This window comes from Peribacillus sp. AS_2 (assembly GCF_026891895.1).
GTDB lineage: Bacteria > Bacillota > Bacilli > Bacillales > DSM-1321 > Peribacillus > Peribacillus frigoritolerans.
Genome location: NZ_JAPTGA010000005.1, coordinates 312,336 through 327,992 on the forward strand (window position 1 = coordinate 312,336; position 15,657 = coordinate 327,992).

Here is a 15,657-nt window from a genome sequence, read left to right on the forward strand (position 1 = left end):
TTTAAAAACAGATGAATAGAATAAAATGGAAAGTCAGTAAGTACTGACAGTCCATTCGGAGGAAGTGAGAGCATGAGTAGCAGTAATAAGCTTAGTACCGATGATAAGCTGCTGTTGGCGGCAATCGATCTAATTGCAGAGAAAGGGTACAATGGTGTTTCTACTCAGGAAATTGCTGGTTCCGCAGGTTTTAGTGAAAAAACACTATTCCGTCGGTTTGGAAGCAAGCAAAATCTTTTAGAAACGGCATTTGACCGATATCATTATGCTGAAGAGATGACCAAACTTTTTAATGAAGAGCAAATCGTGTGGGATTTGCATTCAGATTTACTACTGATCAGTCGAACATATCATGAAATCATGAATCGTAACCGGAAAATGATTATGATAAGTATCAAGGAGGAAGGCAATTTACCTGGTTTTAGAGAAAAAACACAAAAGCATCCCCGACAGTTATTGGATATTTTGACAAACTATTTTAACACGATGCATGAAAAAGGAAAGCTTATTCCCACAGACCCAGAGCTTCAGGCGTTGTCGTTCATGATGATGAATTTTGGTGCCTTTATGAACAATCTGGATGCCGATGAGAACTATCCAACCGTGTCCCTGGAGGCATTTATCATGGAGAGTGTGCAAACATTTACTAGGGCTTTGACTCCCTAGTTTTTGAATAAGTATAATGACAGTCAGTGCTGACATACCATGGTGATTGTAAAGGAAATGCCAATTTTTAATGAACTAAAAATAGATTGAAGACAGGAGATTATGAATATGAAATCAAGTAATACAATAGTATGGATTAATGTATTTACAGCTAAACCAGGCAAACTAGATGATTTGGTTGCTATCCAAGCTGAAGAACTGCTCAATTTCAAGAAGGGATCACAAGGTGTTCCCGGTTGGATCAGCAGCCGTTGGCATCGTTCTGTAGATAATGATAAGGCAATTATGGTAACGACCTTTGAGAGTATTGATTTTCATAAAAATTGGTTAGAAAAAAGTGAATTCAGAGAACATCTTAACAAAATAAAGCATCTCATTGAAGATACAGAAGGTGGGTACTACACGTTAGTGGAAGAGATTGAAAATATGTAAATCCATCATCTTATCATGGTTATATTCTTAAAACAATTAATTGGCCAGTCAGTTTTTACGAGGAGGAGAAAACATTGGAAAAATTAAAAATTGGAATTATCTTAGGAAGCACACGAATAGGACGCGTAAGTCCGCAAGTGGGAAATTGGGTTAAAGAAATAGCAGATAAACGAGAAGATGCAACTTATGAAATCGTCGATATCGCAGATTTCAAATTGCCGTTTTTTGGAGAAGGCACTGGTAAAGAACCAGGATTATTAGCTTGGTCAGAAAAACTCTCTAGCTTGGATGGTTTTGTGTTTATCGTACAAGAATATAATCACAGCATTACAGGGGCATTAAAAAACGCACTTGATTCCGCACGTGATGAATGGAACAACAAAGCTGCGGGCATCGTAAGCTATGGTTCAACTGGCGGAGCCCGTGCAGCCGAACATTTGCGTGGCATATTAGGGGAATTACTAATTGCGGACGTTCGTGTAAATCCAACATTATCGCTATTTACAGACTTTGAAAACTTCAAAACGTTTAAACCAGCTGATTTACACCTTGTTAATGTCCATGCAATGCTAGATCAAACAATTGCATGGAGCTCTGCGCTTAAAAATTTACGTTAAGCTTGATAGTTTACTAGCTAGGTCCTTCCTCTCTAACTATTTAACAAAATTAAATGTTAGTAAATACTGAAACCTAAATAAAAGGTGTATAAAGAGCTTATTCCTTAAGCTTAAGCAGGCTGCTTTCCACATTCAAACCATCTTTGAACTTCAGTTATAAGTGAATTCGGATCGTATATTTTAAACAAAACGAGACAAAACGAGACACCAATCTCATTTTGTCTCGTTTTGTTTCTGCTGAAAATAGTTAAAGTCCTAATTTTACCGCCTCCCTTTTTGGCACGGCAATTGCACTATATAAGATTGACTCGCTATTACTGATTGGGGGCTGAAAAATGGAAACGGTTCAATCGAATGAAATGAAGTTATCACAGGACAAGGCTTATTGGATGTACAAGAAAATGCTGGAGATCAGAAAATTCGAAGACCAAGTTCATGAATCTTTTGCAAAAGGGATTTTACCTGGGTTTGTCCATTTATATGCAGGGGAAGAAGCGGTTGCTGTTGGTGTATGTGCCCACCTATCCGAAAAGGATAGCATTACAAGCACTCACAGGGGGCATGGCCACTGTATTGCAAAAGAATGCGACCTAAACGGGATGATGGCTGAAATCTATGGGAAAGTGACCGGGCTTTGCAAAGGAAAAGGCGGTTCAATGCATATTGCCGATTTGGACAAGGGGATGTTAGGTGCAAACGGGATAGTCGGCGGAGGCTTTCCGCTCGCATGCGGTGCAGCATTAACTGCCAAGTATAAAAAGACCGATCATGTTAGTGTATGTTTTTTTGGTGATGGTGCCAATAATCATGGGACATTCCATGAAGGGATAAATCTGGCGGCAATCTGGAAGCTGCCCGTAATATTCATCGCTGAAAATAATGGGTATGGAGAAGCCACGCCTTTCAACTATGCTTCTAGCTGTAAAACGATAGCCGATCGGGCGATAAGCTACAATATCCCGGGTGTCCGGGTGGATGGGAAAGATGTATTGGCCGTGTATAAGGCTGCTGAAGAAGCCGTTCAGAGGGCTCGCATGGGAGAAGGCCCATCATTGATCGAATGCGTTACTTATCGTAATTATGGCCACTTCGAGGGAGATGCACAGAAATATAAAAAGGAACAAGAAAAAAAGGAACATAAACAAGAGAAAGATGCGATTGCCCTATTTAGGAATTACTTACTGAATCAGAATCTGCTGGCGGAAAAAGAACTGATTTCTCTTGAGAATGCCGTTGAGGAATCTATTAAACAAGCAGTTAAGTTCAGTGAAGAGAGCCCATATCCAGAAGCGTCTGATTTATTAAACGATGTTTATGTATCTTATTAAACCATAAAAGGAGGAATTGAGATGAGTAGAAAAATCAGTATGTCGCAGGCAATAAATGAAGCAATGGCCATGGCAATGAGAAAAGACGAGAATGTCATCCTTATGGGAGAAGATGTAGCCGGCGGTGCAGAGGTCGATCATTTGCAGGATGACGAAGCATGGGGTGGCGTCTTAGGTGTCACGAAAGGATTGGTTCAAGAATTTGGCCGGGATAGAATTCTTGACACACCCATTGCTGAAGCAGGATATATGGGAGCGGCAATGGCAGCCGCTTCGACAGGCTTGCGACCGATAGCCGAGTTAATGTTCAACGATTTCATTGGCAGCTGTTTGGATGAAGTATTGAATCAAGGTGCGAAATTCCGCTATATGTTTGGCGGTAAAGCACAGGTTCCCGTGACGATCCGTACGATGCATGGCGCAGGGTTCAGGGCTGCAGCACAGCATTCACAAAGCCTTTATGCCTTGTTCACCAGCATTCCAGGATTGAAGGTCGTCGTTCCCTCATCCCCCTATGACGCAAAAGGGCTTTTACTTTCAGCCATTGAAGATAATGACCCTGTCATCTTTTTTGAAGATAAAACACTATACAACATGGTTGGAGAGGTTCCGGAAGGCTACTATACAATCCCAATCGGCAAAGCCGAAATGAAAAGGAAAGGCTCGGATTTGACGATCGTTGCCATCGGTAAACAAGTTCACACCGCGATAGAGGCTGCTGAAAAACTCACAGCTAAAGGAATTGAAGTTGAGATTGTCGACCCGCGGAGCTTGTCACCACTGGATGAAGAATCGATTCTCTCCTCTGTGGAAAAAACAAATCGTTTGATCGTGATCGATGAAGCGAACCCAAGATGCAGTGTCGCAACGGATATTGCCGCACTGGTGGCGGATAAGGGGTTTGATACGCTCGATGCGCCAATCAAGAGGATTACGGCACCACATACACCTGTCCCTTTTTCTCCACCGCTTGAAGATATTTACCTTCCTACATCAGAAAAAGTGATACAAGCCGTTTCAGAATTATTAGGGGAACCTTCCATTCTAGGAGTGTAAATAAATCCAGATGCATGCTCCAGCTTTTTCGCATAGAACTGCAAAGGTTGGAGCAACAAAACCAATGATGGATAAAACAAACCATTATGAAGGGAGAAATTAGATATGGCTGTCGAAGTGGTAATGCCGAAATTGGGCATGGCAATGAAAGAAGGCACTGTTTCGTTATGGAGTAAGGCTGTTGGGGATCCAGTCCAAAAAGGTGAAGCAATAGCCAGCATCAATTCAGAGAAAATAGAAATGGATATTGAATCTCCAGCGGAAGGTACGATTCTGAATATAGCTGTTCAAGAAGGGCAAGGAGTACCTCCAGGAACCGTTATCTGTCATATCGGAGATCCGAATGAAAAAATAAAGATCGATGAACCTGTTGCTGTAGAGACCCAGTTGAAAATTGATGAACAAGAAAAGCCGAAAACAAAAGAGTCCCCCACTTTGCCAATAGGAGATCGATTGATGATCACTCCGGTTGCACGAAAAATGGCACAGGCAGCGAATCTTGACATTGAGAGAATTCAAGGCACCGGGCCAGGAGGAAGAATCACTAAAGAAGATGTCCAGAAAGTAATGGAGAAAAGGGATTCCATCCCGGTAAATACAGAAGAAAGAATAGTTCCGCCAAAACCTGCTATAGAGAGTCAGCAGCAGATTCCTGTTAAGGGAATGAGGAACATCATTGCCAAACGTATGAAAGAGAGCTTGCAAAGCAGTGCCCAATTAACGCTAACGCTGAAAGTTGATGTCACTGATCTAGTCATTTTGCAAAAACAGGCTACAGAAACGCTGCAAAAATATGAATCAACAAAATTGACTATAACGGACTTTGTTGCCAAGGCTGCCGTGCTTTCACTTAAAGAGCACCCTAAAATGAATAGTGCCTATATTGAAGATAACATCATTTTGTATGAGTCTATCCATCTTGGATTAGCGGTGGCCTTGGAGAATGGACTAGTTGTTCCCGTCATAAGAAATGCCGAAAATTGTACCCTAAGACAGTTATCGAATAAGGGGAAGGAGTTGGCCCGGTGTGCACGTGACGGTCAATTGCCAATTGAAGACATGCAAGGTTCCACTTTTACTATCAGTAACCTCGGGGCATATGGCGTTGAGCATTTTACGCCGATTCTCAATACACCGGAAACGGGGATACTCGGAATTGGCACTGCTTATGATACCCCGCTTTATATTGGCGAAGAATTGGAGAGGAGAACGATCTTGCCACTCAGTTTAACTTTTGATCACCGTGTACTGGACGGGGCACCCGCTGCTGCCTTTTTACAAACACTAAAACGGTATTTAGAAGAGCCGATCACCGTTATTTTATAGAAAAGGAGGGAAAGTCTTGAATCGTATAGTTATTATAGGCGGTGGTCCTGCAGGGTATGTAGCGGCAATCACTGCTGCCCAGCAGGATAAGGAGGTCATATTGGTAGTCGATGGGCCATTGGGCGGAACCTGTTTAAACGAAGGCTGCATGCCAACGAAGTCATTATTGAAAAGTGCCGATACGTATGACTTGGTGAAAAATGCCGGGCAAATGGGAATTCGCCTTTCCCTCAATTCGATTGAAGTCGATTGGGATACCGTACAGGACCGAAAAAGAGAGGTCATTTCTAAACTTGTGAACGGCATTCGATATTTAATGGGTAAGAATAAAATAAAAGTTATACAGGGCAGGGCATCTATCCTTTCAAGCAATCGACTGCGGATCGAGAACGGAAATGAAAATGAAGTGATTGATGCGAGTAAGATCATCATTTCAACGGGGTCTGAACCGATTCCACTACCTTTTGCGCCGTTTGATGGTGAATGGATCATCCACAGTGGTCATGCCATGTCACTTCCTGCCATTCCCGATTCCCTGATAATAGTCGGAGGCGGCGTCATCGGATGTGAATTTGCCAGCATTTATAGCAGGATGGGCACCAAGGTTACCGTTATCGAAATGGGGGAAAAGCTGCTTCCAGGGGAAGATGAGGATACCACGAGCATTCTGCATGAAGAATTGAAAAACCAAGGCGTTACGGTCCATACCTCTACAGCTGTCAAAAACATCAATGCAACCAGTAAAACGGTATATTTAGAGAATGGCGATGGCAAATTGGAAGAAATGCATGCTGATTATGTACTCGTATCTATAGGGAGAAGACCAAGAGTGAGCGGAGTAGGCTTAGAGGAAAACGATATTGATTTTTCCCGACTTGGCATCTCGGTGGATGATCGAATGCAAACAAGCAATCCAACGATTTATGCCTGCGGTGATGTGATAGGAGGCATCCAACTTGCCCATGTAGCTTTTCATGAAGGACGGGTGGCGGCCCTGAATGCCTGCGGTCAATTTGCACAAGTGAATTACCGGGCAATCCCTCGCTGCATTTATACCTCCCCGGAGATTGCCAGTGTAGGCTTGACCGAAAAAGAAGCGCGTCAAAAATATGGTGAAATTAAAGTTGGTGAATTCGCTTTTTCGGCAAATGGGAAAGCTGCCCTTTCCAATAAACCGGCAGGAAAGGTCAAAGTCCTAGTGAACCCACAATATAATGAAATTCTAGGTTTTTCCATTGTCGGTCAGCATGCAACAGAATTGATTGGACAAGGAACGATCATGCTGCATGCAGAAATAACGGCAGATATGTTGGAAGATTTAGTGGCGGCGCATCCAACCTTGTCGGAATCCATACATGAAGCTCTTTTAAATGTAGTCGGTCAAGCTGTGCATTCCTAAAATAAATAAGTTTTTTTACTGAAGGGGGATTTTGTATGGCTAGCGGTCAACGGACGGCAGTCGTCACTGGTGCAGGTCGTGGTATCGGACGTGCCATTGCATTAAGATTAGCTCAAGATGGATTGAATGTGGTCATTAACGATGTCAAACTGGATACGGCTGAATCGGTCGTGAATGAGATAAGGGAACTTGGACGTGAAAGCTTTGCCGTTAAAGCGGATGTAAGCAATAGACGGGAAGTATTCGAAATGGTTAATCAAGTTGTGGAACGTTTTGGACAACTGGATGTTATGGTTTCAAATGCAGGAATTGCTCAAATAAAGCCTCTATTGGAAGTAACTCAAGAAGATCTTGAACAGATTTTCAATATAAATGTAAATGGTGTCCTCTTTTGCCTGCAAGCCGCGGCAGAACAAATGAAAAAGAAAGAAGGCGGGAAAATCATAAGTGCTGCCAGCATTGCCAGTTATAAAGGGTTTAGTTTACTAGGTACATACTCGGCCACAAAATTTGCCGTTAGGGGAATTACACAAGCGGCAGCACAGGAATTGGCCCAGTTCGGCATTACGGTGAATGCATACTGTCCAGGAATTGTCGGGACGCAAATGTGGGATTTAATCGATGAAAAAATGGGTCCTTATATGAATCTTGCTAAAGGGGAAACATTTAAAAAGTTCACAGATTCCATAACCTTGGGACGCTCCGAAACCCCAGAAGATGTGGCGAAATTCGTCTCTTACCTTGCTTCACCGGATTCGGATTATATGACAGGGCAATCCATCATGATTGATGGAGGAGTTATTTTTTCATAAGCTATATTGGTAAATAGAGAAGCATCATGTGAATGATCACATGATGCTTTTTTTGCAAACTCAATCTAAATATTGTAAGCGAATACATAATCTACTATAATTAAAAAGACCTCGAAAAACATCCTATTTTATTACTCCATGGTATTTTTCCTCTAGATTGACTGGTCAAATGAAGGTTCAAACCAAATGATTAGAGGAGGATTATATGCTATCCACCAGTTGTTATCTACGTATATGGGAACGCTTTGTCAGTGAAGGGGTTCTCGATTCAAATCGTCTGAACAAGCGAATAATGGAATCCTGGTATCGCTGCAAAAAAGATCAAGTCAACCCATACCTTAATAAAGGCAAACACATTTTGACGGATGAATTATTGGACATTCAAAGAGAAAAAAACTCCTTCCTATTAGAAGTGGCATCACCCCAATTATCCAGGATGAATCAATCGATAAAAGAATCTGGAATGATGGCTTTATTGGTCGATCCGGATGGATATGTCCTTTCACTTTCCGGAAACGAGAAAATCCTCGATGAGGCAGGAAAAATAAATTTTGTGGAGGGTGTATGCTGGACGGAGGGTGAGGTCGGAACGAACGCAATTGGAACAGCTTTGAAAACGGGTGAAGCCGTAATGATCCAAGGTACCGAACACTATTCGATTGCCTCGCACAAATGGAGTTGCTCTGCCATGCCCATATTAAATGAAGACGGTAAGATATTGGGAGTTTTGGATATATCATGTCCAGTAGAATATTTTCATCCCTCCATGCTGGGGATGGTAGCCAATTTGGCGTATACGATCGAACAGGAAATGGGAATGCGTTCCTATAAAAAGGAGCTGGCACTGACCCAGCACTCGATAGAACTTGCAGAAACCTATCCAGATTTGCCTTTTATCGTATGTAATCATAAACAAATGATAATCTCCGCCAGTAAACAGGTTCGCAAAAAAATTCCTCAATCCATCGGTATGTCGTTGGCCGATCTGTTAAATCATGGATATCGAATCGTAAAGGAAAATCCGCTTCTATCCAAAGAGGATAATAGGATTTCCGGTAAGTGTTTATTCCTATCGGAGAATCATGGTCGTGAAGCCAATAGGCTATTTCCTGCTTCCATGCCTTCAGAACGATTTGCCTTCGAAGGGGAAAGAGGGATTAGTGAATCCTTTCATAACACATTACGTAAAGTGAAGCTTGTTGCACCGACAGAAGCGAATGTGTATATATCCGGTGAAACAGGTGTCGGGAAAGAGCTCATTGCCAAAGCTATACATGAAAATAGCATCCGCAAAAAAGGACCATTCGTCACGATAAATTGCGGAGCCATACCTAAGGATTTAATGGAAAGTGAACTATTCGGATATGTTGATGGCGCTTTTACAGGGGCTAAACGGCAAGGGCACAAAGGGAAGTTCGAGCAGGCAAATGGAGGGACCATTTTTCTCGATGAAATCGGTGAAATCCCTTCAGCGATGCAGGTTGCCTTACTGCGTGTTCTTCAGGAAAGAAAAATCGTTCCGATCGGCGGTACAAAAAGCATATCATTGGATATTCGCATTATCACTGCAACACACCGTAATCTTGAAGAGCTTGTCAATGAAGGGTCTTTTCGTAAGGATTTATACTATCGGCTGAACGTTTACCCCATTCATGTACCTCCCTTAAGGGAAAGGATTGAAGATATTCCTTATCTAGTCAACTACCTGTGTTCGAATAATAATTGGAATATTCCATTAACTGAAGAATTATTGAACCGTTTAAAGGAGTACAATTGGCCAGGCAATATTAGAGAACTGCAGAATGTACTTCAGCGATTGACCATCTTACTAGCAGAAGGACCTCTTGATTATGTTAAAGTGTTGAATACCATGCATTCCCAGCCCGTTACACGGCATGATGATTTCCCTGCATGGGAAGAACCGGGTAAAAATGACATCAAGGGAAATGAACTGACGATCCGTGAAAAAATTCAACGGAATCTAATGATAGAGGCATTACAAAAATCAAGAGGAAATGTCACTGCTGCAGCAAAGCTGATGGATATTCCAAGAAGTACATTTTACAAGCGGCTCCATAAGTATGGTATATAGACATGCGTGTGTACATTATGTAAGAAAAGCAGACTTATAGAAATCCTTGAAAAATGAAAGGGGTATGATGGCAAATGAAAACGAGAATGACTGAATTATTGGGGATTGAATATCCGATCATTTGCGGTGGGATGTTTCAAGTTGGCCGGGCCCCGCTTGCAGCCGCTGTTTCAGAAGCCGGGGGACTTGGTATCATCACTTCGAAAACACAGGTGACACCAGAGGGTCTCCGTGATGAAATACGGAAAGTGAAAACTTTGACCAAGAAACCCTTTGCTGTCAACCTGAACCTGTTTCCAAGTCAAACGGCAACCCCGAATGATGAGTTCATCGATATTTTAATTGAGGAAGATGTGAAAATTGTTGAAACGAGTGGCCGAAGCCCAGAAAGTTTAATGCCCAGACTTAAAGAGCACGGCTTTACCGTGTTACATAAGGTAGCGAACATCAAAAACGCTGTGTCTGCAGAGAAATTAGGAGTCGATGCGATTATTATTGTCGGGAATGAAACAGGCGGACATCCAGGCATGGGGGATGTAGGAACGCTTGTCATGCTCCCTAGAGCCGTTGACTCTGTAAATATACCAGTAATAGCTGGAGGGGGATTTTCGGATGGGAGGGGCCTTATCAGCGCCTTATCACTCGGTGCTGAAGGTATCGTCATGGGGACTCGCTTTATGGCAACGCAAGAAGCACCGATTCATGAAAACGTGAAGCAGTGGATGGTATCGGCCAATGAAACGGATACGGTCGTCATCCAACGGAATATAGGCAGTCCTTCGCGTGTAGCATTAAATGCCGTCAGTAAAGAAGTGGACAAACTTGAAAATGAAGGTGCCACTATAGAGGAATTGATTCCGCTAATTACGGGACAAAGAAGCAAGAAAGTATACTTTGAAGGAAATTTAGACGGAGGCATCTGGTCATGCGGTCAATCCGTAGGACTCATAAAAGAAATATTGACCGTCAATGAACTGATCAAACAAATCGTCCAAGAAGCAAAAAACTCGTTCGAATTCATCCAAAGCCGTATCGAAGCCATTCGAACATAAATAATCTAACTGGAACATGCGATCAATAGTGATTTCGTGTTCCTTCTTTTATCTATTAGAAATAAAGTTCCATAGGTGGTCAAGAATAGACTTTATCAAAAATGCATGACCGTTATTTATAACAGAAGAATGATTTATAACTCTAACGCGAAAAGCCAATTCAAGAGAAAAAAGCTACATAAGCCCATCAATTACTTGCTAATTAACTTTCAGCAACTTCTTAATAAAAACTTTCAAATGCAAAAAAAACAAAAAGGTAATTAACCTTTCGTGAGTGTTTACATAACATTATTATTCTGCTTAATCAAACAAAGCTTGAGATCTTAAAACCATTCTATTTTATCTGGCATTTTTGATTCCTGAAACTTTTAAATCTTTTTATATAAAATGTAAAAATCGACTTTTACGATTTTATTTCACTCATGATAAACAAGAACTGATTGCTGAAAGTAGGTGTGGTTCTATACAAATTTAATTTGAAGGTTTGCCTTATTACGCATGGCAGCTTCCTATTGATTCACTTCTTGTTTCCACAAATGAAAGCGGTCAATGCTTGTTATTTTACATCAAAACTCGATGGCGGTTTGAGCATCATTAAGTTTAAAACAATTTTTAAAGGTTATTCATGCTAAAGGCTGCTATGAGGTTAATTATGAAAGCTTATATTGTAATTATGTGGCTAAATGGAGGAGCTATCATCAATTTCAGGTAGAAAGCGGAACTTGCATGATAAAAAACCTTTTGAATTATCATTGAGGTAAATTATATTTATATAACTTTTCATAAGTGTTAACCCGTGATTTTTCTCATTTGGCCATTTAATTTATATATAAGAATAATAAAAATGACAAATTATGTAAATGAAGCAGGGATATTTAGATTACTACAGGTTATTAGACAACTATTCTTTGAATAGGTCTTTAGGAAAGGAAAGGGGAAGCAATATGAAGAAAAAGATTAGTTGTGCACTTACCCTAGCTGCTTTTTTAATAGGAGGGGCAATCATTTATTACTCAATTTCTATTTCTTTATACACAGCTACAGAAGATTTAAATGAATTCCCTGTACCTAAAAATGCTGAATTGGTTCAGTTTAATGAACAAGGGAATAGATATGAATGGTCAAGGGCTTCTGAAGAAGACGGCATTCCATATGGATATGCAATGGCCCTTAAAGCGAATGGATGGAAAAAGGGTAAAAGTGAGGGCGCTTCAGTTTTATACATGAAGGGAAATAATAAAATAGATTTAATTACCACAACCAAGCAATTAGAGATCCTTAGAGTGAAATGACTAAGGATGATAAATACTAATTGAATAATCCAATCTATAGCATAAAAATGACTGAAAACGAAATATGTTAACAATTAGCAGATAAATTAAAAATCAATATATAAATCAAGAAAATTTAAATGACCGTAACTGATGTGAAATTAGCTTAAATCCAAGAAATCTTATTGCGAATTTAGACCGAATTTTTAAATTGAAGATCAATCATTATAATTGGAACAATTTTTATTTAAGTTTTAAAGTATAAGTTTACAATGACTAATTAATAAAAAAATTATAGATAAATAATGGCAATGAAATTAAATATAAAAAATCCGTATCCCGTCTCACTAAGTTAAGTATTCTTAAGATATGAGACAAAATAAACATTAAAAATACAACTTCCTATAATATATATTATGTAAACTAGAAAAATGTTTAATAAAAATGATTCTTTCCTTTAATGTCTACCACCCCTCATCTATTAAACATTTTTAACAACGACTACATTTGACATATAGACATCCATACGGAAAATCTTTTTTACGAATGTTTTAGATTCTCTATTTTCCTTTTATGATTAATTCTAAATTCCTGTCAAGACTTTCTTTTTAAAATTATTATCTAATTGATAAATATCCTTGTTGAACCGTTTATTATTTGATTCATTTCCTTATTCCCGAAATAATTCACAAATCTTTACAAATATCCTATTCATGAATCTAAACTTTTTCAAATATACCTCAGGGTGATTCAGTTTTATAAATCCATGATTTTCCACGCGAAACGGGATTCGACAATACTTTCTTTTACGAAAATCATATTTCTCAGTTGCAACAATCCATTGTTCGGAATTCGCTTGGAAGACTTGAAAGTTTAAGCTACACGGGTACATTGGCAGAACCAGAGGCTTCTTAATTCAGTTAACCAATCCGATTCCATATATAAGACGCTCTCCCCTTTTACAAATGAACTGCGTCTTTTTCGGTATTCCTTTTTTTTCAGAAGTTAATTTTCATGGTATTTCAACAAGCACATTTATAGGTTTTTTATGTTCAGTATATACATAACGTTGATAAATCGATATTCCAGCTTCTTCTTTAAAATAACTTGCCCAAACGTTATTCAGCTATCATTCTTAATTGTACGCATTCAATATAGCCCATTCAATATAGCTTTAAATAGATCCTTATTTTTAAAAAAACAAACTAAAAATCCAAGCCTTTTTTTTATATCGGCATATATAGTGTAGAAAGGGAGTGATTAACTTGGCCGATCACGATAATAATTGTTGCAAAGAATCACACTACGGAAAACAGGATCTCAAGGACCAGGGGGTGCTTTGGCTTAATCATTGTACAATCCGTTTGGGAATTTTGTCATATAGATTTTGATTTCCGAGGATTCAGTTTAAATACAATCCCGAATCCGGAAACAAATGAGATCACTGTCTCTCTAAGTGGTGTCTATGAAATAAGTGCCGACCTTGTTGTGGTTACTAATGAACTTGACACTTCATTATTCACGATTAACTGAAGTGTCATAGGGCCCATTCCAGGTTCCTCTTTCGGAATCGTAATAGGATCGACATGTCAAACTGGAGAACCTTTTTGGTTTAACACTATAGGTAAGACCGTCCAAGTGGAATTAAATGCAGGCGAAAAAGTGTTTGTGTTTATTCAAAATGTGAGTGGAAGTGTTTCTTATAGATCTCTGTCACTTACAGTAAAACGTATAGGGCCCCTTGTATCCTCTGCTAAAGAGGAAATAGAAACTTATTAAAGCAGAAAGAGAAACGGAAAAAACAGAAAAAAATCTTCATTGCTCGACTTTTTGGGAAAGTGAACAATGAGAAAAAGGGTGAGTAAAATAGATAAGCCAATTCAAGGTCGTAGATTTGTTGACACGACCTATAAGTGTAAAAAAGATGATTTCGTCAATAAAAACGATCATAAAAAATGTAAGGATAGTGAACAAGGTCCTCGAGGACCTCAAGGACCTCCAGGACCTCAAGGGTTTCAAGGACTTCCAGGACCTCCAGGACCTCCAGGACCAGGGGGTGCTTTGGCTTATGGGTCATTGTACGATCCGTCTGGAAATTTTGTCACAGTATCTACGGTAAGTCCTCCGGCTCTGGGGCAGAAGGTTGTTTTTACAACTACTGGGCCGTTATTAGAAACTGCTCCTTTTCCTCCCGGTCCTGGTCCTTATACTGATATTGAGGTTCTGACTGCTGGGGTTTATGAGATTAGCATGGATTTAACAGCCAGATTGATTAATGCTTCTAACTTGACGTTTAATACCGAGGTGCAGTTCAGGTTATTCATCAATGACACAACCCCGGTTCTTGAAAGTACTTTTGAATCCTTTAATCGTATTTCAGGCGGTCCAGGCGGTCAACCATCGCAAGTTGAAACTAGAAACACGATAGGAAGAACAATCCAACTTCAATTATCCGCAAACGATAGGCTAAGTATTAGAGTTATTACTGCGTCTGCCAATGTAACATATAGGTATCCCTCATTAGTAGTCACAAAAATCGCCAACTAGCTGCCAAAGTCAGTAAATAGGAGCAAAAAGAGCCCTAACCTAAATGTTGTGGGCTTTTTCCTTTTATAACTTTCAGATGCTTAATGACCGTGGTGGTTTTGTTTACACAGGTAAATTAAGCGAAGTCTCATTCCTTCTTGAAATAACATGCCCCGTTTGTTCAATAAGCAACTTCTTCATATTATGTTTAAATATTGCCTTGAACTGTTATCTCTGCGATCAAGGAATGTACTTAAAGTAACCGTGCAGTTCAGTGTAATAATGCAGTTACGCAACAGCGCGCATTTGATTGAACCAGTTATATAAACATAATCATTTCATCTCTCAACATGAAAGATCCTCCAACAGATTACTGGAGGATTCTAAAGATTATTATTTAAACTTATCCGGAAACTGCTTTATAACTCCCGCAGTGATAGTATCTGCCATTAGGATTATATGTGTGACCCCTTCGTCAATTGCAACGATTCTTGCGTTCCAATCTTTTGCTAAGCTTGCAGTTAAATCATTTGTCACAAATTTCAGATGTATATACAGCAAATTTTTTAGATCTTCATTTTTTAAATAGGGGTTGGCACCGCTAAGGAAAGCTGCTATTTCATCAGCATTTCTATACCATTCTTTGTTTAGCTGTTTCACCAAGGCATCATTTCCGCTTTTAGCCGCATCTACAATCTTCCCCGCAATTACAATATGCTCCTTAAGCAGTTCGGTAAGTTTGTTCCCAGCTTTCTCTCCGTATACTGGCTTTACAGCATTACCAATATCCTCCTGATTCTTTAGAAGTCTAGCCAATACCTGTGTTTGATCCTCCGCTCCAGCGGTGGTTGCACTTGTTATATAATTACTCGTCCATAATACATGATCAATCCAAAGTCTCCTGAATTCATTTTCGAAGTTTACCTCAGATTGGCTAATACGTTGTTCCTGTGGCTTAGCGTATGCGCTAGTTGTTCCGGCCACCATGTTTAGAGGAAATAATAAAATAAATCCCATCAGCAATAATTTTTTCATAAAACCATCTCCTTCCAAAGTTAAAAAGTTCCTTTTTATTATTGA

Annotated in this window: 13 protein-coding genes; 12 read left to right on the top strand and 1 reads right to left on the bottom strand. The window is 39.8% G+C overall.

Annotated features, from left to right (window positions below; genetic code table 11):
- Nucleotides 1-72 precede the first annotated feature (72 nt).
- From OTG27_RS11735 to OTG27_RS11790, 12 genes are all read left to right on the top strand, one after another.
- On the top strand, nucleotides 73-666 hold the full coding sequence (locus OTG27_RS11735) for a TetR/AcrR family transcriptional regulator (protein WP_098865816.1): 594 nt from the start codon (nucleotides 73-75) through the stop codon (nucleotides 664-666).
- A gap of 108 nt (nucleotides 667-774) precedes the next feature.
- Entirely contained in the window at nucleotides 775-1,098 is a 324-nt protein-coding gene (locus OTG27_RS11740; RefSeq protein WP_268937010.1) for an antibiotic biosynthesis monooxygenase family protein, read from the top strand.
- A 74-nt stretch (nucleotides 1,099-1,172) separates the two neighbouring features.
- The gene (locus tag OTG27_RS11745) at nucleotides 1,173-1,715 is read left to right on the top strand and encodes an NADPH-dependent FMN reductase (RefSeq protein ID WP_268937011.1); all 543 of its coding nucleotides are present in this window, start codon (nucleotides 1,173-1,175) and stop codon (nucleotides 1,713-1,715) included.
- A 335-nt stretch (nucleotides 1,716-2,050) separates the two neighbouring features.
- Nucleotides 2,051-3,043: a thiamine pyrophosphate-dependent dehydrogenase E1 component subunit alpha gene (locus OTG27_RS11750; RefSeq protein ID WP_268937012.1), complete on the top strand. Its 993-nt coding sequence runs from the start codon at nucleotides 2,051-2,053 to the stop codon at nucleotides 3,041-3,043.
- A gap of 21 nt (nucleotides 3,044-3,064) precedes the next feature.
- Nucleotides 3,065-4,099, top strand: a complete 1,035-nt coding sequence (locus OTG27_RS11755; RefSeq protein ID WP_268937013.1) for an alpha-ketoacid dehydrogenase subunit beta — start codon at nucleotides 3,065-3,067, stop codon at nucleotides 4,097-4,099.
- Nucleotides 4,100-4,204: 105 nt separating this feature from the next.
- The gene (locus OTG27_RS11760) at nucleotides 4,205-5,425 is read left to right on the top strand and encodes a dihydrolipoamide acetyltransferase family protein (RefSeq protein ID WP_268937014.1); all 1,221 of its coding nucleotides are present in this window, start codon (nucleotides 4,205-4,207) and stop codon (nucleotides 5,423-5,425) included.
- Nucleotides 5,426-5,441: 16 nt separating this feature from the next.
- Nucleotides 5,442-6,824, top strand: a complete 1,383-nt coding sequence (gene lpdA, locus OTG27_RS11765; protein ID WP_268937015.1) for a dihydrolipoyl dehydrogenase — start codon at nucleotides 5,442-5,444, stop codon at nucleotides 6,822-6,824.
- A 35-nt stretch (nucleotides 6,825-6,859) separates the two neighbouring features.
- Nucleotides 6,860-7,636: an acetoin reductase gene (locus tag OTG27_RS11770; protein WP_268937016.1), complete on the top strand. Its 777-nt coding sequence runs from the start codon at nucleotides 6,860-6,862 to the stop codon at nucleotides 7,634-7,636.
- A 205-nt stretch (nucleotides 7,637-7,841) separates the two neighbouring features.
- Nucleotides 7,842-9,728, top strand: a complete 1,887-nt coding sequence (locus tag OTG27_RS11775; RefSeq protein ID WP_268937017.1) for a sigma-54-dependent Fis family transcriptional regulator — start codon at nucleotides 7,842-7,844, stop codon at nucleotides 9,726-9,728.
- A gap of 74 nt (nucleotides 9,729-9,802) precedes the next feature.
- Entirely contained in the window at nucleotides 9,803-10,780 is a 978-nt protein-coding gene (locus OTG27_RS11780; RefSeq protein WP_268937018.1) for an NAD(P)H-dependent flavin oxidoreductase, read from the top strand.
- A gap of 944 nt (nucleotides 10,781-11,724) precedes the next feature.
- Nucleotides 11,725-12,072 (top strand): hypothetical protein, encoded by a 348-nt coding sequence (locus tag OTG27_RS11785; RefSeq protein WP_268937019.1) that lies wholly within the window; start codon nucleotides 11,725-11,727, stop codon nucleotides 12,070-12,072.
- 1,836 nt (nucleotides 12,073-13,908) lie between these two features.
- On the top strand, nucleotides 13,909-14,598 hold the full coding sequence (locus tag OTG27_RS11790) for an exosporium leader peptide (protein ID WP_268937020.1): 690 nt from the start codon (nucleotides 13,909-13,911) through the stop codon (nucleotides 14,596-14,598).
- A 372-nt stretch (nucleotides 14,599-14,970) separates the two neighbouring features.
- Here the strand turns inward: OTG27_RS11790 and OTG27_RS11795 are convergent, their stop codons facing one another.
- Complete coding sequence (locus OTG27_RS11795; protein WP_268937021.1) at nucleotides 14,971-15,612, bottom strand: glycosyltransferase; 642 nt, start codon at nucleotides 15,610-15,612, stop codon at nucleotides 14,971-14,973.
- Between the last annotated feature and the right edge of the window lie 45 nt (nucleotides 15,613-15,657).

Bases quoted from the DNA above. Each gene is read 5' to 3' on its own strand.
- OTG27_RS11735 (WP_098865816.1), top strand. From the start codon at position 73: ATGAGTAGCAGTAATAAGCTTAGTACCGATGATAAGCTGCTGTTGGCG.
- OTG27_RS11740 (WP_268937010.1), top strand. From the start codon at position 775: ATGAAATCAAGTAATACAATAGTATGGATTAATGTATTTACAGCTAAA.
- OTG27_RS11750 (WP_268937012.1), top strand. From the start codon at position 2,051: ATGGAAACGGTTCAATCGAATGAAATGAAGTTATCACAGGACAAGGCT.
- OTG27_RS11755 (WP_268937013.1), top strand. From the start codon at position 3,065: ATGAGTAGAAAAATCAGTATGTCGCAGGCAATAAATGAAGCAATGGCC.
- OTG27_RS11760 (WP_268937014.1), top strand. From the start codon at position 4,205: ATGGCTGTCGAAGTGGTAATGCCGAAATTGGGCATGGCAATGAAAGAA.
- OTG27_RS11770 (WP_268937016.1), top strand. From the start codon at position 6,860: ATGGCTAGCGGTCAACGGACGGCAGTCGTCACTGGTGCAGGTCGTGGT.
- OTG27_RS11775 (WP_268937017.1), top strand. From the start codon at position 7,842: ATGCTATCCACCAGTTGTTATCTACGTATATGGGAACGCTTTGTCAGT.
- OTG27_RS11780 (WP_268937018.1), top strand. From the start codon at position 9,803: ATGAAAACGAGAATGACTGAATTATTGGGGATTGAATATCCGATCATT.
- OTG27_RS11785 (WP_268937019.1), top strand. From the start codon at position 11,725: ATGAAGAAAAAGATTAGTTGTGCACTTACCCTAGCTGCTTTTTTAATA.
- OTG27_RS11795 (WP_268937021.1), bottom strand. From the start codon at position 15,612: ATGAAAAAATTATTGCTGATGGGATTTATTTTATTATTTCCTCTAAAC.